This is a genomic window from Chryseobacterium sediminis (assembly GCF_008386505.1).
Lineage (GTDB): Bacteria > Bacteroidota > Bacteroidia > Flavobacteriales > Weeksellaceae > Chryseobacterium > Chryseobacterium sediminis.
This window is the reverse complement of sequence record NZ_VUNZ01000004.1, coordinates 182485-207478: the sequence shown is the minus strand read 5'-3', so window position 1 is coordinate 207478 and position 24994 is coordinate 182485. Positions and strand designations below refer to the sequence as shown.

At 35.5% G+C, this 24994-nt stretch carries 21 protein-coding genes and 3 tRNA genes; 9 read left to right on the top strand and 15 right to left on the bottom strand.

All coding sequences use genetic code 11. The annotated features are described in order from the left end of the window. Positions 1–7 precede the first annotated feature (7 nt). Positions 8–778 carry a glycogen/starch synthase gene (locus FW780_RS19040; protein ID WP_149835216.1) on the bottom strand — a complete coding sequence of 257 codons (771 nt, stop codon included), beginning with the start codon at positions 776–778 and terminating at the stop codon, positions 8–10. A 171-nt stretch (positions 779–949) separates the two neighbouring features. Here FW780_RS19040 and panC point away from each other — a divergent pair, with 171 nt between their 5' ends. Next, a complete protein-coding gene (panC, locus tag FW780_RS19035) occupies positions 950–1798 on the top strand; it encodes a pantoate--beta-alanine ligase (protein ID WP_149835215.1) in 849 nt (282 codons plus the stop codon). Between the two features lie 204 nt (positions 1799–2002). Here panC and FW780_RS19030 read toward each other — a convergent pair. The 3 genes from FW780_RS19030 to FW780_RS19020 form a co-directional block, all read right to left on the bottom strand. Next, positions 2003–2075 (bottom strand) — tRNA-Lys (locus FW780_RS19030). A 55-nt stretch (positions 2076–2130) separates the two neighbouring features. Next, positions 2131–2213 (bottom strand) — tRNA-Leu (locus FW780_RS19025). Positions 2214–2249: 36 nt separating this feature from the next. Further along, positions 2250–2322 (bottom strand) — tRNA-Lys (locus FW780_RS19020). A gap of 115 nt (positions 2323–2437) precedes the next feature. On the opposite strand from FW780_RS19020, the gene FW780_RS19015 reads away from it, so the two are divergent. After that, positions 2438–2953 carry a shikimate kinase gene (locus tag FW780_RS19015; protein WP_047377852.1) on the top strand — a complete coding sequence of 172 codons (516 nt, stop codon included), beginning with the start codon at positions 2438–2440 and terminating at the stop codon, positions 2951–2953. Between the two features lie 18 nt (positions 2954–2971). On the opposite strand, the gene FW780_RS19010 is transcribed toward FW780_RS19015, so the two are convergent. After that, positions 2972–3409, bottom strand: coding sequence for an RNA-binding S4 domain-containing protein (locus FW780_RS19010; protein WP_149835214.1), 438 nt, complete (start codon positions 3407–3409; stop codon positions 2972–2974). 55 nt (positions 3410–3464) lie between these two features. On the opposite strand from FW780_RS19010, the gene FW780_RS19005 reads away from it, so the two are divergent. Further along, positions 3465–4232: a hypothetical protein gene (locus FW780_RS19005; protein ID WP_149835213.1), complete on the top strand. Its 768-nt coding sequence runs from the start codon at positions 3465–3467 to the stop codon at positions 4230–4232. Positions 4233–4306: 74 nt separating this feature from the next. Here the strand turns inward: FW780_RS19005 and FW780_RS19000 are convergent, their stop codons facing one another. From FW780_RS19000 to FW780_RS18980, 5 genes are all read right to left on the bottom strand, one after another. Continuing rightward, on the bottom strand, positions 4307–5824 hold the full coding sequence (locus FW780_RS19000; RefSeq protein WP_149835212.1) for an FMN-binding glutamate synthase family protein: 1518 nt from the start codon (positions 5822–5824) through the stop codon (positions 4307–4309). Between the two features lie 54 nt (positions 5825–5878). Next, the gene (gene mtaB / locus FW780_RS18995; RefSeq protein WP_149835211.1) at positions 5879–7225 is read right to left on the bottom strand and encodes a tRNA (N(6)-L-threonylcarbamoyladenosine(37)-C(2))-methylthiotransferase MtaB; all 1347 of its coding nucleotides are present in this window, start codon (positions 7223–7225) and stop codon (positions 5879–5881) included. A 66-nt stretch (positions 7226–7291) separates the two neighbouring features. Beyond that, the gene (locus tag FW780_RS18990; RefSeq protein WP_149835210.1) at positions 7292–7882 is read right to left on the bottom strand and encodes a DUF1572 family protein; all 591 of its coding nucleotides are present in this window, start codon (positions 7880–7882) and stop codon (positions 7292–7294) included. An 88-nt stretch (positions 7883–7970) separates the two neighbouring features. Then, positions 7971–10073, bottom strand: a complete 2103-nt coding sequence (locus tag FW780_RS18985) for a T9SS type B sorting domain-containing protein (protein ID WP_149835209.1) — start codon at positions 10071–10073, stop codon at positions 7971–7973. 202 nt (positions 10074–10275) lie between these two features. Continuing rightward, complete coding sequence (locus FW780_RS18980) at positions 10276–11073, bottom strand: hypothetical protein (protein WP_149835208.1); 798 nt, start codon at positions 11071–11073, stop codon at positions 10276–10278. Positions 11074–11277: 204 nt separating this feature from the next. Between FW780_RS18980 and glgP the strand changes: the two genes are divergently transcribed. After that, positions 11278–12942 (top strand): alpha-glucan family phosphorylase, encoded by a 1665-nt coding sequence (gene glgP / locus FW780_RS18975; RefSeq protein ID WP_149835207.1) that lies wholly within the window; start codon positions 11278–11280, stop codon positions 12940–12942. 62 nt (positions 12943–13004) lie between these two features. Here the strand turns inward: glgP and FW780_RS18970 are convergent, their stop codons facing one another. After that, positions 13005–13190, bottom strand: a complete 186-nt coding sequence (locus FW780_RS18970) for a DUF6496 domain-containing protein (RefSeq protein WP_149835206.1) — start codon at positions 13188–13190, stop codon at positions 13005–13007. A 13-nt stretch (positions 13191–13203) separates the two neighbouring features. Next, complete coding sequence (locus tag FW780_RS18965; protein ID WP_149835205.1) at positions 13204–13677, bottom strand: hypothetical protein; 474 nt, start codon at positions 13675–13677, stop codon at positions 13204–13206. A gap of 277 nt (positions 13678–13954) precedes the next feature. Here FW780_RS18965 and FW780_RS18960 point away from each other — a divergent pair, with 277 nt between their 5' ends. Beyond that, positions 13955–16084, top strand: a complete 2130-nt coding sequence (locus FW780_RS18960; protein ID WP_149835204.1) for a S9 family peptidase — start codon at positions 13955–13957, stop codon at positions 16082–16084. Positions 16085–16127: 43 nt separating this feature from the next. Here FW780_RS18960 and FW780_RS18955 read toward each other — a convergent pair whose 3' ends face one another. The 3 genes from FW780_RS18955 to FW780_RS22510 form a co-directional block, all read right to left on the bottom strand. Continuing rightward, positions 16128–16946, bottom strand: coding sequence for a GLPGLI family protein (locus FW780_RS18955; protein WP_149835203.1), 819 nt, complete (start codon positions 16944–16946; stop codon positions 16128–16130). A gap of 2 nt (positions 16947–16948) precedes the next feature. Then, a complete protein-coding gene (locus FW780_RS18950; RefSeq protein WP_149835202.1) occupies positions 16949–18517 on the bottom strand; it encodes a vitamin K epoxide reductase family protein in 1569 nt (522 codons plus the stop codon). Positions 18518–18589: 72 nt separating this feature from the next. Beyond that, positions 18590–18763, bottom strand: coding sequence for a hypothetical protein (locus FW780_RS22510; protein ID WP_167510758.1), 174 nt, complete (start codon positions 18761–18763; stop codon positions 18590–18592). Positions 18764–19026: 263 nt separating this feature from the next. Here FW780_RS22510 and FW780_RS18945 point away from each other — a divergent pair, with 263 nt between their 5' ends. From FW780_RS18945 to FW780_RS18930, 4 genes are all read left to right on the top strand, one after another. Beyond that, on the top strand, positions 19027–20682 hold the full coding sequence (locus FW780_RS18945) for a peptide MFS transporter (protein ID WP_149835201.1): 1656 nt from the start codon (positions 19027–19029) through the stop codon (positions 20680–20682). Positions 20683–20814: 132 nt separating this feature from the next. Then, positions 20815–22569 (top strand): peptide MFS transporter, encoded by a 1755-nt coding sequence (locus tag FW780_RS18940; RefSeq protein WP_149835200.1) that lies wholly within the window; start codon positions 20815–20817, stop codon positions 22567–22569. A 276-nt stretch (positions 22570–22845) separates the two neighbouring features. Further along, positions 22846–24357: a peptide MFS transporter gene (locus FW780_RS18935; protein WP_149835199.1), complete on the top strand. Its 1512-nt coding sequence runs from the start codon at positions 22846–22848 to the stop codon at positions 24355–24357. A 41-nt stretch (positions 24358–24398) separates the two neighbouring features. Further along, on the top strand, positions 24399–24932 hold the full coding sequence (locus FW780_RS18930; protein WP_149835198.1) for a thioredoxin family protein: 534 nt from the start codon (positions 24399–24401) through the stop codon (positions 24930–24932). Positions 24933–24994: the final 62 nt, after the last annotated feature.

Genomic DNA, 24994 nt, shown 5'->3' with positions numbered 1-24994 from the left:
TGTGTTTTTAATAAAGTTGATTTATAGAATCTATGTCAAGATATTCCGACTTCTCGGTAGTTGTTTCGTTGAAAGCCTTATCCAGGTCTTCATCCAGAAACTCGTCACCTTTCACAACAGCATTTACATAGTTCATACTTTCGATAACAAAACTTTTAATTGTTGGGTTATCTAACGCTTTTAAACCTGAAATATTATCAAACTGCAGCTTTTCGTCGATCTTTTTATCCAAATCAGCATCTTTCTCATTATAAAGAGAAAGTACAATTTTTGCGTCTTTGAAATAAGTATCTGATTCGTAGTAAGTTTTAAGATAAATTGGAACAAAAGAAGCCATCCATCCGTTTAAATGAATGATATCCGGCACCCAGTTTAGTTTCTTAATTGTTTCAATAACTCCTCTGGCAAAGAAAATAGCTCTTTCGTCATTGTCCTCGAAAGGATTTCCTTCATCATCAAAATAGTATTGTTTTCTTTTGAAGTATTCTTCGTTGTCAATAAAGTAAACCTGAAGTCTTTCCCCCGGAAGAGACGCTACTTTAATGATCAGAGGCTGGTCCAGGTCATTGATAATGATATTCATCCCTGAAAGACGGATTACCTCATGAAGCTGAAATTTCCTCTCACTTATTTGTCCAAATCTTGGCATAAAAACTCTTACATCATTGCCTTCTTGGTGCATCTTAAGTGCCATTTTGTTTACCACTGCAGCCATATTTGTATCTTCCTGATATGGATACATCTCTGTAGTAATGTACAGTATTTTTTGATTCGGCATAAACTTTCTATCTAATTTTTGTAAAAATGCTTTAATGTGCAAAATTACAAAAAAACATCCAACATTATTTTAATTAACATTTTTTTACGAAAATTCCCTTTTCCAAATTATTAAAAGTGCATATTATTATACGATATTTTTAGTATTTTTGAAATAGCATTAAAATAAACTATGGAAGTTATAAAAAACAGGAAAGTCCTTCAGGATTTCATTGAAAGACAGAAAGAAATGGGGAAAAGAATTGGTTTTGCACCTACGATGGGCGCTTTACATAAAGGCCATCTTTCTCTGTATGAAGAGGCAAGAAAAGAAAATGACCTTGTTATTTCTTCAATTTTTGTAAATCCAACCCAGTTCAATAATTCTGAAGATCTTGAAAAATACCCAAGAGATGTTAACAGAGATATTCTTATTCTTCAAAATTCAGGTCTTGTTGATGCCGTTTATATTCCTGAGGTAACAGATATCTATCCTGAGAAAACTGAAAGCCAGCGCTATGATTTTGATGGATTGGAAAATGAAATGGAAGGCAAATCCAGACCGGGACATTTTGACGGTGTAGGAACTGTTGTAGAAGAGCTTTTCAGACAGATACAGCCTGACAATGCTTATTTTGGTGAAAAAGACTTTCAGCAGCTTGCTATTATTAAAAAGATGGTAGATAAAAAACATCTTCCCGTTAAAATATCAGGAGTTCCGATCTACAGAGCAGAAAACGGATTAGCATTAAGCTCAAGAAATCAAAGACTTCATGAAGACCGAAAAGAAGCTTCTAAAGTCATTTATGAGACTTTAAAAAAAGTAAACGACTGGTTCAGAACCGTTACAATACCGGAAATAAAGGAAAGGGTAACAGATATTTTTGACAATCAGCAGGGAATGAAGCTGGAATACTTCCTGATTGCTGATGAAAACACTCTACAGGAAACTGATTTCTTCTATAAGGACAGAAAATTCAGAGCATTCATTGTAGTGGTAGTGGATGGCGTAAGATTAATTGACAATATGCATTTAGATTAATACAATAACAACGCATACTTTTTATAAGATATAAACTCTGATGGCAACGTCAGAGTTTTTTTATTTATTGTAAGTCATTATGAGAGAAATATTGTATGACCATTAAGATTGAATACAAAAAATCAAAGGCCTCCTGAAGGAAGCCTTTGAAACACCAAATCACAAAATATTAATATGAAAAAAATTTACTTTTCAGTAAACTTGTGACCCGGCTGGGATTCGAACCCAGGACCCATACATTAAAAGTGTATTGCTCTACCAGCTGAGCTACCGAGTCGGCCACAATTAAAATGAAATAAATTTCAATATTAATTATAAATTTTTCTTTGCAGTGCCTGCGACTGGACTCGAACCAGCACATCCTTAGGAAACCACCCCCTCAAGATGGCGTGTCTACCAATTTCACCACGCAGGCAATAAAATTACAAAATCCAGTAATTTTTATTGCTTGTGACCCGGCTGGGATTCGAACCCAGGACCCATACATTAAAAGTGTATTGCTCTACCAGCTGAGCTACCGAGTCGGTCACTTACTTACCAAGTTTTCATTTAAGTAATGTCCCTTGTTTTAAGTGGTGCAAAGATATGACTTTTTTCTTTATCTCAAAACTTTTTCGCAAATTTGTTAAAAAAAAATTCATGGTAATTTCATTAATCGGATACATGGGGAGTGGCAAATCTCACATTTCCAAAATATTAAGCGAAAAAATCGATTTTAAATTGATTGATCTCGATAAAGAGATTTCCAGAAGAAATAAATTAACCATCCCGGAAATTTTTGAAAAGAAGGGTGAGATTTACTTTAGAAAGCTGGAGAGAGAGGCGCTGGAAGAGATATTGGCTTCGGAAGAAAATGTAGTTTTAAGTCTTGGCGGAGGTACTCCTGTTTATTACAATAATATGGAGATCATTAATCATAATTCCAAAAGTGTTTTTTTAAGAAGCTCTGTAGGAACTTTGGTTGAAAGGCTTTCAAAACAGAAAGAAAAAAGGCCGTTGATTGCCAATATATCTGATGAAGACCTCCCGGAATTCATCGCTAAGCATTTATTTGAAAGAAATCAGTTTTACAGCAAGGCACAATTCACTGTAGGTACAGATTCCAGAGAACCGGAAGACATTGTCAACGAAATAATAGAAAAGCTCTATCTCTAGAGCTTTTTTATTTTAATATTAATCTTCGGTTTCTTCTCCATTATCTGTCTCTCCAAAGAAATCATCCCAGTCTGTAAAATCTGAAGCGATGTCGTTACCTACATAATCGTCCATTTCCCTTCTGTCTTTCTTCGTAGGTCTTCCTTCTCCTTTGTTTCTGTAATAGTCTTGTGACATTTTACGAAGTTTCAACAATTCATATTGTTCTTTATCGGTCACGTCCTGAATATGGAGGGGCACCAGTTTAGCACCTATTCTGCTTTTAGGAATCTGAATTACCTTTATTTTATAATCAATCTGATTCTTACGGATTTTAATAGTATCTCCTTCTTTTACCTCTTTAGATGACTTTACGGCAGACGTTCCTATAGAAACTCTATTCTTCTTAATCTCCTCTGCTGCAATATTTCTCGTCTTATAAAAACGAATGCTCCATAAAAATTTATCTATTCTCATATTTTTTTATACTTTTGCCGTTATATTATTTGTAAAGTAATTAAAGTTTTTTGAAATGAAAAAAATATTTTTATATATCCTTGCAGGATCTTTGTGTTTTTCTGCTTGTAAGAAAGATGATGATACGTCACCCTATGTAGAGCCGGAAGACATTGCTACACAAAATACTTATGATGATCAGGCCATTAAGAAATTCATGGATGAGAATTATCTGGATGCACAGGGTAATATAAAAGCTTTCAGTTCTACAGATACTGCGGATGACACCGAAAAGAAACTATCTGAACTGTCACCTATAACACTTCCTTCGGGAACTATTTATATCATGAGAAGCGGCGCCCAGCCTTCATCAGCTGAAGGAAAAACCATTGAAAGTACAGATATTATCAAAATCATGGGAAGGGCTTACTCTTATCTGGCTGTTAACTCTGATGGAAATACTTCATTTCAATCAAAAGCTGCTTTTTTAAATACTATTGACGGAACGGGTGTACCTGTTATTGATCCTATGTTTTATTACACAAAGAAATCAATACTGGATGCTGCTACTACCCCTGATGCTGCAAAAAAAGCAAGTTATTATCAGATTCCTGGTTTCAGAGAGGCTTTACAAAAATTCAAAGCATTTGATAATCTTTCCAATGAAGCGCCTTATAACTTACAGGGAGTAATTATTGTTCCTTCCAGAGCTGCTTTTGCAAGAAACCCTCATTATCCGTACTTAAGTCTTTCTTACAGAAACAAATCTTTTGTGTTCAATTTTCAGATTTATGGAAGAGAGGCCAGACCAAGTGGTGATGTACAATTACCTGAACAGCAATAAAATTAAAAGTTAATCACATAATAAAAAAACACTGTCCTTGTAGACAGTGTTTTTTATAGAATAAAGTGAGTGTATTATGATCTTGCCTTCTGTTTTACATTTCCTAAAATATCCGGGAAATAAAGGTCTGCAAGGTGGTCAAATTCATCACCTCTCATAAACATGGTAGCATCTACTTCTTCATAAGAACTTCTTCCTGCAGCAGCAATCAGTTCATTGCAGGTATGAAGGGTATTTTTGTGGAAGTGGTACACTCTTTCTGCCTTATCAGTTACATCAAGCCCTTTGATAAGCATTTTATCCTGTGTAGCAACTCCTGTAGGACAGTTGTTTGAATTACATCTCAATGCCTGAATACATCCTAAAGAGAACATAAATCCTCTAGCGTTATTACACATATCAGCGCCCATCGCAATAGCTCTGAGGATATCTAAGCTCGTAAGAACCTTACCACTTGCTATCACTCTTAATTTATTTCTTAAGTTATAATTATTAAGCGTTCTGTTCACAAATATCAAAGCCGGCTCTAGTGGCATCCCTACTCCATCTGAGAATTCCGGCGGTGCGGCTCCTGTTCCTCCTTCAGCTCCGTCTATCGTAATAAAGTCAGGATAAATCTTCAGTACATTCATTTGCACACAAACATCCTCGAATTCTTTGGTGTCTCCTATACAAAGCTTAAATCCTACAGGTTTTCCTCCTGACAGTTCTCTCAGTTGCTGTACAAACTTCAACAATCCTGCTGCATCAGAGAATGATGTATGTGATGGTGGTGAAATAACGGTCATTCCAGGGGTTACGTGACGGATTGCTGCAATTTCCGGAGTGTTTTTTACGCCTGGAAGTACCCCTCCATGTCCTGGCTTTGCTCCCTGTGATAATTTGATCTCCACCATTTTAACATTAGGAAGTGTAGCATATTTTTCAAAAAGCTCCGGATTAAACTTGCCTTCCTCGTCACGACAACCAAAGTATCCCGTTCCGATCTGCCAGCATAGATCACCGCCTTCCATATGGTGGGGTGAAATCCCTCCTTCTCCTGTATTATGGTAAAAATTTCCTTTTTTAGCCCCTCTGTTCAGGGAAATCTGAGCCCTGTCACTCAATGCTCCAAAACTCATGGCTGAAATATTAAATAACGAAGCATGATAAGGCTGTGTACACTGTTCTCCTCCTACCCACACTCTCGGAAGTTCTTCTGATGGTGATTTTGCATAAATAGAATGCTTAATCCCTTCATATTTTCTGTGATTAACTTCCAGCTGTGTACCAAAAGCTACGGTATCACTTAGATTTTTTGCACGTCTGTATACTGCAGAACGCTGATTTCTTGGAAACGGTTTCCCGTCTGTCTCCCTTTCAATAAAGTATTGCTGCATTTCGGGTGAAATACTCTCGAAAAAATACCTGAAGTATCCCAATACCGGAAAGTTCCTCAAAATAGCATGTTTCGATTGATAAGCATTGTATACACCTAATGCATAGATTGCGGATAACAGCGTTGGTATCCAGTAATGCGCTCTGATCAGCAGTGCTATAACCCATACAGCAACTACTAATACAATTCCCCAAGATAAAAACTTATCTCTCATGAATGTAGTATTTAAAAGTTTAAAAATAAATTTAGTAGAATTTTAGCAAAGAGCCTACGCTTTTGCTAAAAAATTTTGGTAAGAAGATTGCACAGAAACCGTGCCATCTGACAGGATTTTTTCTAAATTTAGAAATTCGATTTTGTTTACGGATGCAGGATCAAAGTCTTTCTGAACTCTCACATAGTTTTCTGTGAAGCCAAACATTTTCCCGTCTTTATTTTCATGCTCCCAAAGAACAGGAAGCGATTTTCCAAGTTGTGTCTGATAGAATGCCATTTTCTTCTTTTCAGATAGAATTCTAAGCATTTTATTACGTTTTTTTCTTTCTGCTACAGGAACAACACCTTCCATAGCAGCGGCTTCCGTATTTTCTCTTTCAGAATAAGTAAATACGTGAAGATAAGTAATAGGAAGTTCATTAAGGAAATTATAGGTTTCCATAAATACTTCCTCTGTTTCTCCCGGAAATCCTACAATAACATCTACACCAATAGCCGCATCAGGCATTACCTCGCGGATCTTGTTGACTCTGTCATTATACAGTTTTGTCAGGTAACGGCGTTTCATCTTTTTCAAGAGATCATCGCTTCCGGACTGTAACGGGATATGAAAATGGGGAACAAAGCTTTTACTTTTAGAAACCAGTTCAATACTTTCATCTTTCAAAAGATTGGGTTCAATAGAAGATATACGGATTCTTTCAATCCCTTCTACTTTATCCAGTTCTGAAATAAGATCAAGGAAAGTATGCTCGTGTCTTTTATTTCCGAATTCTCCTTTACCATAATCACCAATATTCACACCTGTAAGAACAATTTCTTTGATGTCTTTTGCAGCAATTTCTGTGGCATTTCTGAGAACATTTTCAATAGTATCAGAACGTGAAATTCCTCTAGCTAACGGAATTGTACAGTATGTACATTTATAATCACAGCCATCCTGTACTTTCAGGAAAGCTCTGGTTCTGTCTCCAATGGAATAACTTCCGATAAAGAAGTCTGTTTCTTCAATTTCACATGAGTGAACTACTCCTTCACTCTCAGATTTCTCTAAATCATCAAGGTAGCTCAGAATGTTGAATTTTTCTTTTGCTCCTAAAACAAGATCAACACCTTCAATTTGTGAAATTTCTTCAGGTTTCAACTGTGCATAACATCCAACAATAACTACCAGTCCTTCCGGATTGGCTTTCATTGCTCTTTTCACGTGCATTTTGCACTCACGGTCAGCATTTTCTGTCACAGAGCATGTATTGATAACATACACATTCGCTTTATCATCAAAACTTACCTTATCATAACCTGCATCTGTTAATTGACGGGCAATAGTAGATGTTTCTGCAAAGTTTAATTTGCAGCCAAGTGTATGAAACGCGGCAGTTCTATGAAAAGTAGACATTTGTTACTCCTGAATTTTATGGGTGCAAAGATAGTAATTTTAATAAGAATCCAAGATTGATTCAATCTATTGTTTATATTCATCTCTTACTTCCGGGCTGTTTTGAAAGCAGACGGGTGATGAATTGGGATCTGATTCATTATTGACAAACTTATTTTTCATTTCTGTATTAAACTCCTGAGATCGGTTTCTTGCGATTGACAGCGTATTCCAATCTTCATTTTTTATCATTTTCGCGATATAAACAATCTGACCGATGTGGTAAGGATAGTGAGCCAGCTGGCGGAGAACCGCATCAATGACAGGATGTGCTTCCCCTCTGATATAAGTTGTTGAATACATATTATCGTCATTTATCTTTTCAAGGGCATCAAAAAAACATTCCCAGCCTTTTTCCCAAAAGTCCAGCACCTCATCTTTTGTTGTAAAAGTGTTGATAAATTCTCCATCACGGTTACGCCATGATTTTTCTCCATCTTCAGTCAGAAAATTAGTCCATCTTGAAAGCATATTTCCTGCAATATGTTTCACAATGACGGCAATAGAATTACTCTCATCATTATACTGCCAGAACATCTGTTCATCAGTAAGCTGGCCAAATGTTTTATCTCCCAGGGATTTATAATATTCAAAACGTTTTACAAACAGGTCTTTCATACTTTCTATTTTGATAACTAATTTAAAAACTTTTAAAAATAAAAACCACTTCGTTTGAAGTGGTTTTATCTATGTATTATATTTATTGTTATTCTCTGTTTTTTACCAATACCCAACCTGTAAATTTAATTGCTGTATTGTTTTTATCATTTTCATTCCATGTGATAGAATACCAGTACGTTCCGGTAGGCACTCTTCTTCCGCCCTGCGTACCATCCCATTTATAGCCATTTGATCTGTCAGCCTGGAAGATTTTGTTTCCGTAACGGTCAAAAATATTCATGATCAGGTTTTGTTTGTTACCTAATGCTGAATAATCAATTACATCATTCACTCCATCTGCATTCGGGGTAATCACATTAACTAGATTAGGTACAACCACTCCTATCTCTATCGGGTCGCAATCGTAAGCATCTTTTACATATACTTTATGATCTCCTCTCGAAAGATTATTAAAAACATTGGAGTCCTGCCAAATGATATTGTCTATTGAATATTTATACGCCGGATTTCCTCCTGTTACGGATACTGTAATTGTATTATTTGAAATATCAATTCCGGAAACAACCGGCTGTTCGGAAGGAAGTACTTTTACTGTTTGTGTAGCAATACATTCTCCGGTTTTAAGTTTTACCCAATATACTCCAATTCCTGCTTTGATTGTTTGGGTAGTGGCTCCTGTACTCCATTCATAGCTTTTGAATCCTGCACCCGCGTCCAGTGTGGTCTGATCTTCTGCACAAATGGTTACATCTTTAAGAGTTGCAGAATATACCGGCGCAATAACGACTAAAGTAATTCTGGCTACTGCATAACATCCCTGAGCATTTGAAACCCTTACATATACAAATCCATTTGGAGCAATATAATTACTGGCATTCAGAATCTCATTCGTCTGATTGACAGCATCTGTCATTGAAGGATAGTATTTTTTTGTAGGATTCGTCTGGCCCGTTACCGAAGCATTTACAAGATTGAAAGATGCAGTGGATGGATTGGCCTCAATGAAACATGATCTTAGAGTCACTTCATTTACAACAACTACCGGATAGAACTTCAATGTGATCTGTGCCACCGCGGTACAACCAAATTCAGAGATGACTTTTACATAGACGATCCCTTCTGCAGACACAAATGCCATGGGAGTAGTGATCTCATTGATCCCGGCATTGAGGTCCGACATTGTATGATAATATTTTTTAGTGACATTCGGGTTTGCAATAACATCTGCTGTGGTTAAGTCAAATAAAGCTGTACCTGCATTATTATTGTTACATTCGGTTAATGTTACATTTTTAACTGTAATGGAGCCGTTTTTGAATTTAAATGTTCCAACCTGTTTACATTTATTAAGCGGATTGGTAGCATTCGTTGGATCGGTATAATTGATACTATAATAGTAAACAGTCGTTGTATTTACTGTAATTGGAGCAGTAATAGGATTATTTCCTGTTAAAGCATCATTCTGACTCAGATGATAACTTACATTAAAGTTTTGGTTTCCATTAAGGATTCCCGCAGACAAAGTAGAAAAGTCAAAAAGAGCTGTACTTGAGCATATTACCACTTCTCTCGGATCGGCAGGGTTAGCCGCAGGAATTCCAGGAGGTGTAAATGGTTGTGTCTGAATATTAGGGTCTGTAAATGGTGAAGCCAGCGTGGCAGTTCCGCCCCATGTCAAAGAAAACGGTGCCGTGGTAGAACTGGTGCTGCTTACCCAGTTATCAATAAACAAATAATAGGTTTGTCCCGGCAAAACATCCATATATCTGCAATAAGGAGTCAGTGAACCTCCGGCAGCACTTAAAAGAGTACTTGTCATATTTAATCCTGTGGCAGGACCAGGCCCGATAACGGTTGCAGCATTACAACGTATGGGTGAGCCTAAGCTTCCACAGTTTACATTAGGACCAAAAATAGCCCAGTCATAATCGGCATCCGGATTATTCGGTACCAGATCGAAAGTAAGAGTACCTCCGGTAGCGATCGTAATTTTATACCAAATAGAATTGTGTTCTCCGGTAAAGTCTATACAGCTTCCCGAGTTTACCAATTCTTTTATATTACCATATCCTGTAGGACTGTAAGTGATATTTGAGTTTCCGCAGACGGACAATGCGGTAGCACAATCTGCCTGAGAATAATAAGTATGAGAGATGCACAGAAGTATGAAAAGTAAAAGTTTTCTCATAGATTACATGTTTTTATGGTTCATTAGTTATACATCGTATTGATATTCAACGTACACCAAATATACCCATATTTTAATTACAAACAATAAAATCTATATAATTTTAAACTATTTTAAATTAAAACACCAAATAATTCAAAATAATTTACACAATCACAGATTAAAGCATAAAATAACCAAATACACAAAAATTAAAAAAAATTTATTTTATGCTGGTAATATTCCCGCACAGATTTTCAAGATGAAATATCTTATGAAAAGGGCTTTTCACTTCCGTCAAATGTTCTTTATCCTGAATAAAGGTATATCTTGAAGCAATAGAATTCATATCCGAAACAATCACTAGCCAGCATTCATCCACTGAGGTATCGTAGTAAGGAAATTTTTCATTTTTCTTTTCAATGAGCTCCAGAATTTTCTCTGAGCAGAGTTCATCAAAAAGGTTCATGCTGTATTCATGGGTAATAAAGACATTTCTCCTGTGAAAAGATTTCCTTATGCTTTTTACACAGCCCACTGCTTTATTTTTCTTGATACTTTTATAGATATTAATGATATTTTCCTGCTGTGCTTCAAGGTGATCAAATTTCGTTTCCGGGTGGAATTCTAAAAAATAAACACCACGATATTTCGTAGTGTCTTCCTGTTCTAATAATATTTCTGCCTGACGGAACATTTTATTCAAAGTACTTTCTACTTTTTTCATTTCCAGATGATTGATTACTTCAGTCAGTTCTATTCCAATTTTTTTGTCGTTTAATTTTGCGATAAAGTCCGGACTCTCGCAGGTCAGGTTTTCAAATTTCACTTCGGGGAAGTGATGCATAAAAGAGTTGAGAAGCAGAATCTCGGATTTTTTTCTGTATTTTTCACGGTCATGAAGCGGAGATTCGTCTATGGTACGGTGATACTTCTCTATGGGCTTTTTTTTCAAATGCCTGTTCAGGTAATATAAACTCAGATTCTTTATCAGATCTTCCTCAGAAAACGTCTTTTTCATGTGTGATTTTTTTATTTAATTAAGAACACATGCAGCCATGGGCTTTCATCGTTAAAAGTTTTTGATAATCAAAAATTTACACACTTAAAGGTAAGTAAAAAAACAATTCAACACTTCGTTTTCACATTAATTTATCTGTTAATTAATGTAAAGTTTATTTTCATAATTAATACCTTTGTCTTTTTCTAACACAAACGCACATTTATGGATTTTAGGAATTTCAGAATACCCTACAATATCAATCCTCAATATTCAAAAAAAACCGCCTATTTCTCGATGGAATTTGCTCTTGAGCAGGTACTTAAAATATATTCGGGAGGTCTTGGCTTTCTGGCAGGCTCTCATATGAGAAGTGCCTATAATCTTAAGCAGGACCTTATAGGAATCGGTATTCTATGGAAGTTCGGCTATTATGATCAGGCGAGAAATCATGATCAGACTTTACAGCCTGTATGGACGAGAAAGATGTACAGCTTTCTTGAAGATACCGGAATAAAATTTCAAATTGAGATTCACAGCGCGCCTGTTTGGGTAAAAGTATGGTACCTTGATCCTGAAACTTTCAATACGGCACCTATGTTTTTCCTCTCCACAGATGTGCCGGAAAATGATCACGTTTCCAAAACCATCTGTCACAAATTATATGATGCCAATGAGTCTACCAAGCTTGCTCAATATATTTTATTAGGAAAAGGAGGAGCCAAACTATTGGATGAACTGAATATTGAAAGAGATGTTTATCATCTTAACGAAGCTCACGGACTTCCGGCAGCCTTTTACCTGTTGAAAAAATACAACGGAGACCTCAGTAAAGTTAAGGAAAAGCTTGTTTTCACAACGCATACCCCTGAAGAGGCGGGAAATGAAAAACATAGTTTCAGATTGTGTTATGATATGTCCTATTTCTCAGGCTACAGCATGGAAGAGGTAAAAAGCATTGAAGGCTCTGATGATGACCGTTTCAATCATTCTCTTTGTGCTTTAAGGATGGCCAGAATCGCCAACGGAGTTTCTCAGCTTCATGGGGTGGTTTCAAGAGCCATGTGGAATAAATATTCTGACATCTGTGAAATTACGTCGATCACGAACGCACAGGAATTTAAATATTGGTCTGATAAACCTTTGTATAATGCCAAAGACGAAAATGATGCAACTGTTTTTGACTACCGTAAAAAGTATTTAAAGAAGAAACTGTTCAGTATTGTTGCAGATCAAACGGGAAATTTATTTAATCCTAATATTTTTACCATCGTTTGGGCAAGAAGATTTGCAGGCTACAAGAGAGCGGAACTTCTTTTACATGATAAAGAAAGATTCTACAGGCTTCTGAACAACCCGAAATATCCGGTACAGATCATTTGGGCAGGAAAACCTTATCCAATGGACTATTCCGCTATTTCTACATTCAATACTCTGGTTGAAGAAAGTAAAAATCATAAAAGTATGGCTGTGCTTACAGGGTATGAACTTTCTTTAAGTAAATCTTTAAAACAAGGTTCGGATCTATGGCTTAACAACCCAAGAGTTCCAAGGGAAGCTTCAGGAACGTCCGGCATGACTGCTGCTATGAACGGTTCCGTGAATTTATCAACTGATGACGGCTGGATCCCGGAATTTGCCAAACATAGAGAAAACTCTTTCGTTGTACCGAAAGCAGATTATCTGAATATGAGCATTTATGAACAGGATAACTATGATTTAAACAAATTATATGAAATCCTTGAAAACGAAATTCTTCCAACCTATTATGATCATCCTGATGAATGGAGAAAAATCCAGTACAATGCAATGAATGATGTAAAAGATCACTTTAACAGCGACAGAATGGCAGATGAATATTACAGAGTACTGTATAATGAAACGAAATAGAAAAAATACACAATTTACATTTCATAAAAATCCCGGAAAATTTCCGGGATTTTGTTATAAGTTTATTTACTTTTCTTTGTGGGTACTTTAAGTCCCTTTTCTCTAGCTTCAGAAATACCGATGGCTACGGCTTGCTTTCTGCTTGTCACTTTCTCTCCGGAAGAAGATTTCAGTTTTCCTTCCTTGAATTCGTGCATCACTTTTCCTACTTTGTCCTGAGCTTTTTCTGAATATTTAGTTTTGCTCATGATCAGATTTTTTTTAAGATTTTGGCAGGGATACCCCTAATTCATAAACACAGGCATGTTTCAAATACTTTGAACGCTCTCTCGAGGTTACCGATTCAAAATGATCGTTTTTGATCACAATGATTGGGTCTTCGGCATTTTCGATTTCAAAATTGGCAAAATATCTTTCATCGGGTGGAGATTGCTGTTGTCTTGCTTTAATTTTTTGCAATTCATCCGCATATTTTCTGAATCCCGGATCTGAGGAATGGATAAACTTATATTCATCGCCTGCATACACATGGTAATGAAGTTTTTTTTCTATCAAACCCGCTTCATCAGTAATTTCGGGATTATCATTTCCGTCTCTAAACACTACTTCTACCAATGTTCCTCCTTTTTTATGTGCGCATTCTTCTGCATCGTTAAAGCTGGAAAAACCTGTATAAACAATCTGGTCGTTTAATACATAACGGTTCAGTTTCTGGTTGTATGCATTCGTTTCCATAATTATCATTTGATTTGATTTATAGTTATTATATATTCAATTTTTTTGCCAAATTGGCTTTTTTTACAATTTCATTTCTGAATATTTATTCTTATTTTAAAGCTGAAAATTAAAAATATTTAACCCTGAAAAATTTTAAGACTACAATTAAAGGAAGTACATGGAAGTGTTTTTACCCCGAATAAAAAATATAAAATCAGGGTTTGATATCTTGATTTTGTATTTTATATGGTTATATAAGTAAGAATTATTAAATTTGGAATCATTAAAATTAGAAATGAAGAAACTCTTATTAACTCTTACTGTAGCTGCTGTATTCCAAAATGTATCAGCCCAGGAAATCACTTTAGATAAAATATATTCAGGATATTACCGAGGAAAAGGAATCGCAGGAATCACTTCCATGAAAAATGGTGAAAATTATCTTGTTATTGAACCATCAGGAATTGCAAAATATTCTTACAAAACTTCACAGAAGGAAGGAAATCTTGTGGACGGAAAATTTGAAAGCTATATCTTTTCTGACGATGAGTCTAAAATTCTTTTACAGGTAGGCAGCCAGCCTATTTACAGACATTCTTTCCTTGGAAAGTTTGATGTAAAAGATTTAAAATCCGGAAAAGTAATCAGTCTGAATGAGGGTAAAACAGTTCAGGAGCCAACATTTTCACCCGACGCTACAAAAGTGGCCTTTATTTCTGACAACAACTTATTCTATCAGGATCTTGCTTCAGGAAAAATCACACAGATCACTACTGATGGTAAAAAGAATTCAATCCTGAATGGATTGGCAGATTGGGTGTATGAAGAGGAATTCGGGCATGCAAGACAATATGAATGGACTAAGAATTCTGATGCCATTGTATTTGTAAAGTCTGACGAAGGGCAGGTACCGGAAATTTATATTCCTATCTACGGAAAAAGTCTGTATCCAGCTGAAATGCGTTATAAATATCCAAAAGCAGGTGAGAAAAACTCTGTGGTTTCCGCGCAATTATACCGTCTTGACAACGGAAAAACAATGCAGCTGAATTTAGGTTCTTTCAAAAACTATTACATCCCGAATGTATTCCAGACTGCAAAAGCTGATGAAATTGTTTTAATTACTTCTGAGAGAATTCAGAATGCTTCAGATATTTTAAAAGTAAATACCAAAACAGGGGCAGTTCAGAAATTATTTACTGAAACTGATGATAAATGGATCGATACAGACAGTCCTACTCTGGAATTCCTGGAAGATGATTCTTTCCTTTGGGCTTCTGAAAGAGATGGAAACCGCCACCTTTACTGGTATGACAAAGATGGTAAGCTTAAAAAGCAGATCACAAAAGGAAACTGGGAGGTAACTGATTATTACGGATTTAATCCAAAATCGAAAGAAATTTACGTTCAGACTACCGAGAAAGGAAGCATCAATAAGGTTGTTTCCAAGGTAAATATTGAAAATGGAAAATCTCAGCTGATCTCGAATGCAGAAGGAAACAACTCTGCTAATTTCAGCAAGAACTATAACTATTTCATTGAAACTTCTTCTACAGCAGCAAAACCTTACACTTATGTTTTAAAAGACGGGAACGGGAAAGCGGTAAAAGAACTTCAGAACAACAATGATCAGTTACAGAAATTAAAAACTGATAATTTTGTTGAAAAAGAATTCATTACGATTCCAAATGCAGTAGGCGATCAGATGAATGCGTGGATCATGAAGCCTAAAAACTTTGATCCGAATAAAAAGTATCCTTTATTTATGTTCCAATATTCCGGACCAGGATCTCAGCAGGTTGCGAATTCATGGGATAACGGAAACGCAATGTGGTTCAACCATCTTGTACAGAAAGGATATATTGTGGCTTGTGTAGATGGCCGTGGAACGGGTTACAAGGGAGCAAAGTACAAGAAAGTAACGTATATGAATTTAGGAAAATATGAGATTGAAGATCAGATCACTGCAGCAAAGTGGTTTGGAAACCAATCTTATGTTGACAAAAGCAGAATCGGGATGTTCGGATGGAGCTTCGGTGGTTATATGACCAGTTTAGCAATGACCAAAGGAGCGGATGTTTTCAAAATGGGAATTGCCGTAGCACCGGTAACCAACTGGAGATATTATGACTCTGTATACACGGAAAGATTTATGAGAACACCTCAGGAAAACCCTGATGGATATGATAAAAATTCTCCTACAGAGTATGCAAACCTATTGAAAGGTAAATTCCTTTTGATTCACGGAACTGCTGATGATAATGTTCACTTCCAGAACTCTATGGAATTCTCTGAAGCTTTGATTCAAAACAAAAAACAGTTTGATTTCATGGCTTACCCGGATAAAAATCATGGAATCTATGGTGGACAGACAAGACCTCAGCTGTATCAGAAAATGACTGACTTCATTTTGAATAATTTATAACTGACATAACAAAAACCCTTTCAAATTTTGAAAGGGTTTTTTATTAAGGATATTTTACAGCTTTATCCAGCTCTATTGGATTATTGAAAGACTTTATCTTTTTTCTTTCGTTGGCTTCAGCGGGTTTCAACTGTTCTTTAGATAGAACGGTTCCATCATCCAAAAGCAGCTTCTTTCCTTCAGGTAAAGTCAAATTTCCATTCATTATATATTTAAAAGGATTGGAGTAGAGATCTAATTTTAATTTATTCAGTTCTTTCTGCGTGACAGGAATTGCCCTGGATATAAAACCTTCCAATGAAACCCGTTTATACCTCTCTGGAATTTTCTCACTTTTGATGATTTTAAAATAATAATCTTTTTTTGTATCATATAGTTCCATCGTCAATCCGGGTAAACCATTGAATTTATAAGGTCCATAAGGGATCGGGATATCTTTGGAAAACCAGGCTATCCAGCTTCTTCCACCAAATTCAGTTACTGCTTTTTGCACCTTATAGCCACCAAATGTTTTGGTAATGTCTATAATTTTCCAATGCTGTTCTGCTTTTTCATTGATTTTATAAAAGTTCACATCCCCAATGTATTCATAGTTTTGATAGGATGGGTTATTCTTTTTTTTGATGACAAAAGAGGTCAGTCTGTTAATTGGAGTTTGTCCAGTAGTAGTAAACACTGAATCTCTAATATAATTCAATCTGTTATAATATGCTACATCCTCCTTTGTGATATCCAGATAGTAATTTTCCTTAATGACATCTTTTGAGGTTGAATCTGCCTTGTATTTCACCTCATAGATGAACCTGTTGTTTTGTGAAAACATCATGCATGTTCCCAGTAGTATAAATAATAAATTTTTCATAATTAATTTAAATTTTCGGATAAAAATTCAGGGATGAAAAATTCCAGATCTGCTCTCTCATACTGAATTGGATATTCCATATCATTGATAAAGATATTGGGTGTAAAATGCACACTATTGCTGCTTACCCATTTTTCGTGCCTTTTTAATAATTCCAGCGCATTCTCTGAACTTCCAAAATATTTAGAATATTTTGTATACCAGCCATCTTTGTTTTCACTATATCCCTGAACATCATACCAGCCACTCAGCGCTTCTAAAAATTCTATTTTATTTTCGCTATTGATATAAATATTGGTGAGATTTATATGAACCATTCTGTTATCAAGATCCTCTCTGCTAAGGTCTACATCAAAGAAAATGTTGATTCTTAGTTCATCAGAATACTTTTTAACCAGCTTTAGAAAAACAGGATAAAATTCTTTACAATGCTTACAAAAGGGATTGGTAATGAAGGTCAGACTTTGATCTGCATTTTCATTTCCAAACACAAAAGCACTTGAAAAATCTTTATTTGTCAACCTTTTCTGCAAAGACAAATTATTTTTGAAAAACTGATAGTTCCTCCTGAATTTCAAATTCCTCTTAAAGGTATTTTCATTTTTCTGTGCATTCTTATTTTTTATTCTAAGATTAAGCAAAACGACGAGCGCCCCTAAACTCCCAATTAAAAATAAAATGACAGCACTCATATTTATTTTTTTACCAGTAAAGAAAATAAGATTGGTAACTAGCAACTGAATACATACAGATGCTATGATTACCATGCAGACAGGACAGTATTTTTTAACAACAAATATTTGATAGAATAATGATAAAAAAGCAACTGGGAGAAATGCAAATAACCCATACCTATAAATTTCAAAAAGGAATTCAATGTTTTTTATAAGACTAAACAAGATAAAACACACTATCTGACTGGTAAAAAACAGGAGTGAAATCTCAGATAAATCTATTTTGTTAAAAATCTTCCATTTTTTTGAATTAAAAACCATGTCGCAATCTGTATTCAGATAATCACTTTTACACACTCCAACTGGAATGAATGTTCCTTTTCCATGAGTTTTTTTGAAAGCTTCATAAGCAAATATAAACCCCACCAAACTGGTAATTGCAAAGATTGATTTTAAAACCAGATTAGAGGAATCATATCCAAAAAGAAACAGAAATAATACAACTATAATTCCCCAATTAATATAGGCATATTCAAATTTTGATTTTGTATGAGGCTGCTCTTCAGATTGATCTACAATCAGTATTATATTTTCCCATTTTGAAAAAAAATCTTCTGTTTGAAGACCATTAACTGCTATTTTATTATTTTTCTTATTTACAACAGCCAGTTCTCCTTCTACTAAAGCTAAAAAATCCTCAGGTAAAATATCTTTTTCATCATTATCAATTCTGTAACTGTAACTTTCAATATTGAAAAAGTGTAAAGCATCGGAAAATGCCAAAAGACTTGGAAAATCCGGATGCCCTTCCAGTTGAAGTTCAAACTCATCCTTATCAACATGTATTTTATTATCATCCAGATAATTGATAACAGCAGTATAACTTTTGCGTGTCATTTTTATATAGCTTTTTGTATTTCAAAAAAATAGCAACAGTTTCCTGTTGCCATTTCAAATGATTTACACTGATTACCCACAACAAAAAGTTCCATTGCAATAAGAATCGCCATTACCATTATGAGTATTAGCACAAGCTGCATTCGTACATCCACATCCTCCATCTGCTATCTTACCACCTTTAATAGCTCTCTGCTCATCTCTGGATAAAATTCCTTTGATCTTTTTTAAATCATTCTTTTTCATAAATGTTCTTTTTTAAATTATTTGTCACTATTGACATGGCCGAAAATAGAAAACAAATATCTCTCAGAAAGGAAATGCATATGCATATTTTATGTTTATTCATTGTATTTTAATTTGTGAAATCTGTACAGATTTTTAAATAAAGAAAACGCTCATGCACATTCATGTTTCTAATTTATTTCATTAATCATTTAGGCTATGTATTATTTGTTTTATCAATTGAAATTAAAAAGCTATTTTTGGGAAATTTGAAAATTGATTATATGAAGACTAAACATCCTAAAGGGCTACCCTTCCTCTTTTTTACAGAGATGTGGGAGCGTTTCGGGTATTACCTGATTCTTGGAATCTTTGTTCTGTATGTTATTGAGCCTAATGGTATGAAAGGCGGACTTGGACTTCCGGATAAAACTGCTGATGATATTTTCGGAACTTATATTGCCTTAACTTATCTGACACCCTTCATTGGTGGATTCCTGGCAGACAGAGTTTTAGGATATATTAAATCTATCTACCTGGGAGGTTTTTTAATGGCTGCCGGATATATAGGAATGGGTGTGTTTAAAGATTTACCTCTGTTTTATGCTTCATTGGCATTAATTATCATTGGAAATGGTTTCTTTAAGCCTACTATATCAACCCTATTAGGAAATCTTTATTCTGAAGAACCTTATAAAGCAAATAAAGACTCCGGATATAATATTTTCTATATGGGAATCAATATCGGAGCATTTATCTGTAATATTATTGCGGCATTTATGCGTAATAAATTCGGCTGGGGTGAGGCTTTCATCACTGCCGGAGTGGGAATGCTTATCGGTATGGTGATTTTCACTATCGGAAGAAAGCATTATATCCATGCTGCACAGATGAAACCTGTACAGGAAGGGGATACCAAGCTTTCGGAAATTATGCTTAAAGTTTTTGTTCCTGCCATTATTGCCGGAGCGATAGGTTGGTTTGTTCCTAATAATATTTTTGGAAGTGACAGTACAGATGCCTTTATTTTTGCCTGTATACCTGTTATTTACTTTTATGCTTCTCTTTACTTTAAAGCTAAGCCTGATGAAAAAGCTTCTATTGGAGCATTACTTTCTGTGTTTCTGATCAGTATGTTCTTCTGGGCTGTTTTCAAACAGAATGGTACAGCTTTAACGAGATGGGCAAATTATTATACAGACAGAAGTGTTCCTGCTGCCCTTGAAAAACCATTGGAAGGAATTTATATGGTGGAAGGGAAAAGTTATGAAGACAAAGAAGTTCCCGTTTATGATAATCAGTTCAGATCTCAAAAAGATGACAACGGAGAGACTAAAAAGGAAATGGGCAAAGATGTTTATTTTAAAAACATCTCCCCTGAACAGCAAGCTACCCTTGAGAAAAACCCTGAAAATAAAGTATACCTGTACAATACAGAATTATTTCAGTCTATCAATCCGTTCTGGGTTATTGCACTGACCCCTGTGATCGTTGGGTTCTGGGCATTATTGAGAAGAAAAGGAAAAGAACCTTTAACTCCTACCAAGATTGTTTTAGGACTATTTATTTCCGGGCTTTCCTGTCTGGTAATGGTTTTAGCAGTAATGGCCGGAGATAACGGAGCTGTAAAAGTATCTCCTTTATGGCTTGTGGCCAGCTATGGAGTAATTACCATCGGGGAATTATGTTTATCTCCAATGGGGCTTTCATTCGTTTCAAAACTTTCCCCTGCGAGAATCACCGCATTGATGATGGGAGGATTCTTCCTGGCCAACTCTGTAGGAAATAAACTTTCAGGAATTCTGGCAAGTACATGGTATAATTACGAAAACAAGACGAATTACTTCCTTGTAAACTTCGCTTTGTTAATATTTGCTACACTTTTGGGTCTTTCAATGTTAAAAAGACTGAACAAAATTATGAAGGAAAAAGGACATTAATCCTTGATATTATAAAGATTAGCAAGCTGCGGAATAGTTCCGCAGCTTTTTTATTTAAAAATAAAATTAAAACCTTGCCAAAAACCCAAAATAAACTATATTTGTCAGTCTTAACAAAAATTAACAATAGAAATGGATAATATTGAAGCATTGAGTCCGAAACCGGATGAATTTGTAGAGAATAAGAATTCCAGGCATCCTAAAGGATTATGGGTTCTTTTCGGAACAGAAATGTGGGAGCGTTTCAACTTTTATGGGATGAGAGCCCTTTTGACGCTCTTCATGGTAAATTCCTTATTAATAAAAGAAGCTGATGCTGCAATCATCTATGGTGGATTTCTAGCGTTATGTTATTTAACACCTCTTTTGGGAGGATTTATTGCTGATAAGTATATCGGAAACAGATTTGCTATCATCATTGGTGGATCATTAATGGCAATTGGCCAGTTCTTATTATTTATCAGTGCTTCAACTTTCTCAGCAGACATCGGAAGTGCTAAACTGATTATGTGGCTGGCGTTATTCGTTATCATTTTCGGTAACGGATTCTTCAAACCGAATATTTCCTCAATGGTAGGAAGTCTTTATCCAAAACAGGAAAAATCTAAACTGGATTCAGCTTTTACTATTTTCTATATGGGGATCAACATTGGAGCATTCTTAGGTCAGTTTATCTGTCCATACGTAGGAGACGTAAAAGATGCTGCAACCGGAGTAAGAGATATCTTCGCTTTCAAATGGGGATTCTTAGCCGCTTCTATTGCAATGGTAATAGGTACAATAACATTCTTTATCCTTAAAAATAAATATGTTGTAACCCCGGAAGGAAGACCTATCGGAGGATTACCAAAAAACAATACAAGTGCAGATTTCGAGGAAGGAGAGACTCAAACAGCAAAATTCTCAGGTCAGGCTCTAGGAATCACAGGAGGAATATTTGTTATTTTATTCTTTGTTTTCAGATACCTTCTTGTAGGTGAGTTTGGATTCAACTCAGTAGAAATGGGACAACTGATCAAGGGAATTATTTACCCTTTCATCTATGCTGCAGGTATTTCCTTAGCATTCCTGATTATGTCCTCTGCTGAAAACAAGATCGAGAGACAAAGAATCTGGGTAATCTATATCGTTTCATTCTTCATCATCTTTTTCTGGGCAGCCTTCGAGCAGGCAGGATCTTCGTTAACATTTATCGCAGATAACCAGACAGACAGAAACATTTTCGGATGGAATATGCCTCCTTCAATGGTTCAGATTTTCAACGGGATTTTCGTAGTCCTTTTGGCTGTTCCTTTCAGTTTGTGCTGGGATAAATTAAGAGCAAAAGGAAAAGAGCCGGTATCTCCATTCAAACAAGCTATGGGATTGGCATTAATCGCTCTTTCTTATTTCATTATTGCGCACAATGTAAAAGATCTTGGAAACTCAGGGTTATTAGCAATCAAATGGTTAATGCTTTTATACTTCATCCAGACTTGTGGTGAGCTTTGTCTTTCTCCAATCGGTTTATCATTAGTAGGTAAACTGGCTCCAAAAAGATTCGCTTCATTACTATATGGGGTATTCTTCATTTCTAACGCTGCTGGTTATGCATTGGCAGGTTCATTAGGAGCCCTTATCCCTGCAACAGGTGATAAATTTAAAAAAGCAGAAGAAATAGGAGTAAATCTTCAAGATGTATTAGATAAAAAAGTAACCTTAACTGCAGATCAGGTAGCTGCTTTTGATAAAGCTCAGTTACCATTACACAACCCTACTTTTGTAGGATTTGAGATCCACAATCTATTTGAATTCTTCATGGTATTCGTAGTACTTTGTGGTATTGCTTCTGTAATCCTAGGTTTAATTTCACCTATCTTAAAGAAAATGATGCACGGTGTAAACTAACTGCATTAACAAAATATGAATAAAACCTCTGCTAAGTCAGAGGTTTTTTTTATTTTCGTATGATGGAAATATGTAACGCTGTGCGTCACGAATTGGGCTGAATCCATGGCCTATTTCTTTCACTCAAAATGATAAAAACAATTTATTTGCCAGCAAATACCTGCTGTACCTCCCAAAAGAAGAAGAATTAAAACAAATTATTGACCAGGACAGAATCCGTTTTGAACTGGATCAGAAAGATAAAAACCCTTAATTAGAACTTAATCATATATCATTATGAGCTTAACTTTAGATGAAATACAAGATTTCAAAGGAAAATATCCCAGACAGATCTGGAGCCTTTTTTTCTCTGAAATGTGGGAACGTTTCTGTTTCTACGGAATGCGTGGAATGCTGGTCTTCTTTATGATCTCGCAGCTTAATTTCCATGAAAAGGAAGCCAACCTTCAATATGGTGCCACCCAGGCCTTCGTTTATGCCTTTACTTTTGTAGGCGGACTTTTTGCTGATAAAATTTTAGGATTCAGAAAGTCCCTGTTCTGGGGAGGTCTCCTGATGATCGTAGGAAGCTTGATTTTAGCTACTGATCCACACAAATTCTTTTTCCTCGGAATAGCATTCACCGTAGTAGGAACAGGTTTCTTCAAACCTAATATTTCATCCATGGTGGGACAGCTTTACAAACCTAATGATTCAAGAGCTGATGCAGGCTTTTCGCTTTTCTATGCAGGGATTAATCTTGGGGCATTATTAGGCGGTTATTTGTGTATTGCTATTGGTAAGGGAGAATTCCTAAGCCATGTTATTCCTGAAGAAATGAGATGGCATATTGCTTTCGGACTGGCTTCAATAGTAATGGTAGTAAGCTTAATTAATTTTGTATTTACGCAAAGAACATTAGGTACTATCGGTTTACAGCCAGGGCATCCTTTAGCAGAAACAAAAACAGCCCCTATTCCAAAATGGAAAGAATACGGAGTATATGTTTTGTCATTGGTTTTTGTCCCAATTATTATGACCATGGTTGCCAAAACAGAATATACAGATTATTTCATGTGGACAATTGGGCCATTGACTTTAATCTATTTATTCTATGAAATGTCTAAAGTAACAGCTTCAGAACGTAAAAAGTTATGGGCAGCATTGGTTTTCATTATTTTCTCCATCATATTCTGGGGAATCTATGAACAGAGCGGAGGTTCTTTAAGTATTTTTGCAGCAAAGAATTTAAACAAAGATCTTTTCGGATTAGATCCTAATGGTGTCAATAACTCTGGAGGAGCTTTCTTCATTATTTTCCTCGCACCATTGATCGGACTTCTTTGGATATGGCTGAATAAGAGAAAAATTGAACCCAACACTATTATCAAATTCGGATTAGGATTTATTTTCCTGGGATTAGGATATTATGTACTATTTGCTACCCGATTATTTGCAGACCTTCAGGGAATTACTTCATTGAACTTCTTTACCCTGGCATTATTAATCATTACCCTTGGGGAGCTATGCCTCTCTCCTATCGGATTGTCTATTATGACGAAGCTTTCTACTAAAAATCTTCAGGGAATGATGATGGGAATGTGGTTTCTTGCTTCTGCTTATGGGCAGTATGTTGCAGGAATTATCGGGGCGAGTCTTGCTACTTCAAAAGAAGGATCTACCAACTATGATGCTTTGATCACTTATACTGATGGATATAAACAATTGGGATTATATGCGGTAATTGCCGGAGTGGTATTAATTTTGATATCTCCGTACGTGAAAAAATTAATGCAAGACGTAAAGTAGAAAATAAGTAATTATGCTTATTTTTACCTAAATATCACGATATGAAGAAAATTTTAAGCATAATACTCTTACTTTTATTAAACTTCAGTTTTGCTCAGGTAAAGTGGATGACCATTGAAGAAGCGTTAAAAGCCCAAAAGGAAAATCCTAAAAAAATATTAATTGATTTTTATGCAGACTGGTGCGGCCCATGCAAAATCATGGACAAGAAAACCTATGGACATTCTGTGATTGCTCAGAATCTGAACGAGAACTATTACCCTGTAAAGTTTAATGCGGAAGAAAAAAAGAGTATCAATATATTTGGAAGAACATTTTCTAATCCCAATACTGAACACAGAAGAGGAAAAAATTCACTGCATGAGTTTACACAGTATATGAATGTAGGTGCTGTTCCAAGTACCGTATTTCTGGATGAACATGGAGATCCCATCACTATTCTTCAGGGAGAATTATCTGCCAAAGAACTGGAACCTTATCTGGAGCTGATTTCCAAAGATTTGTTCAAAAAGATTAAAACCAGAGAACAATGGGAAGATTACCAGAAAAAGTTCAAATCTAAAATCAAAGATTAATATAGATCCGGATTTTTCAGATTTAATACCAAAAATTCACCATACAGACTTCCAATTTTTTG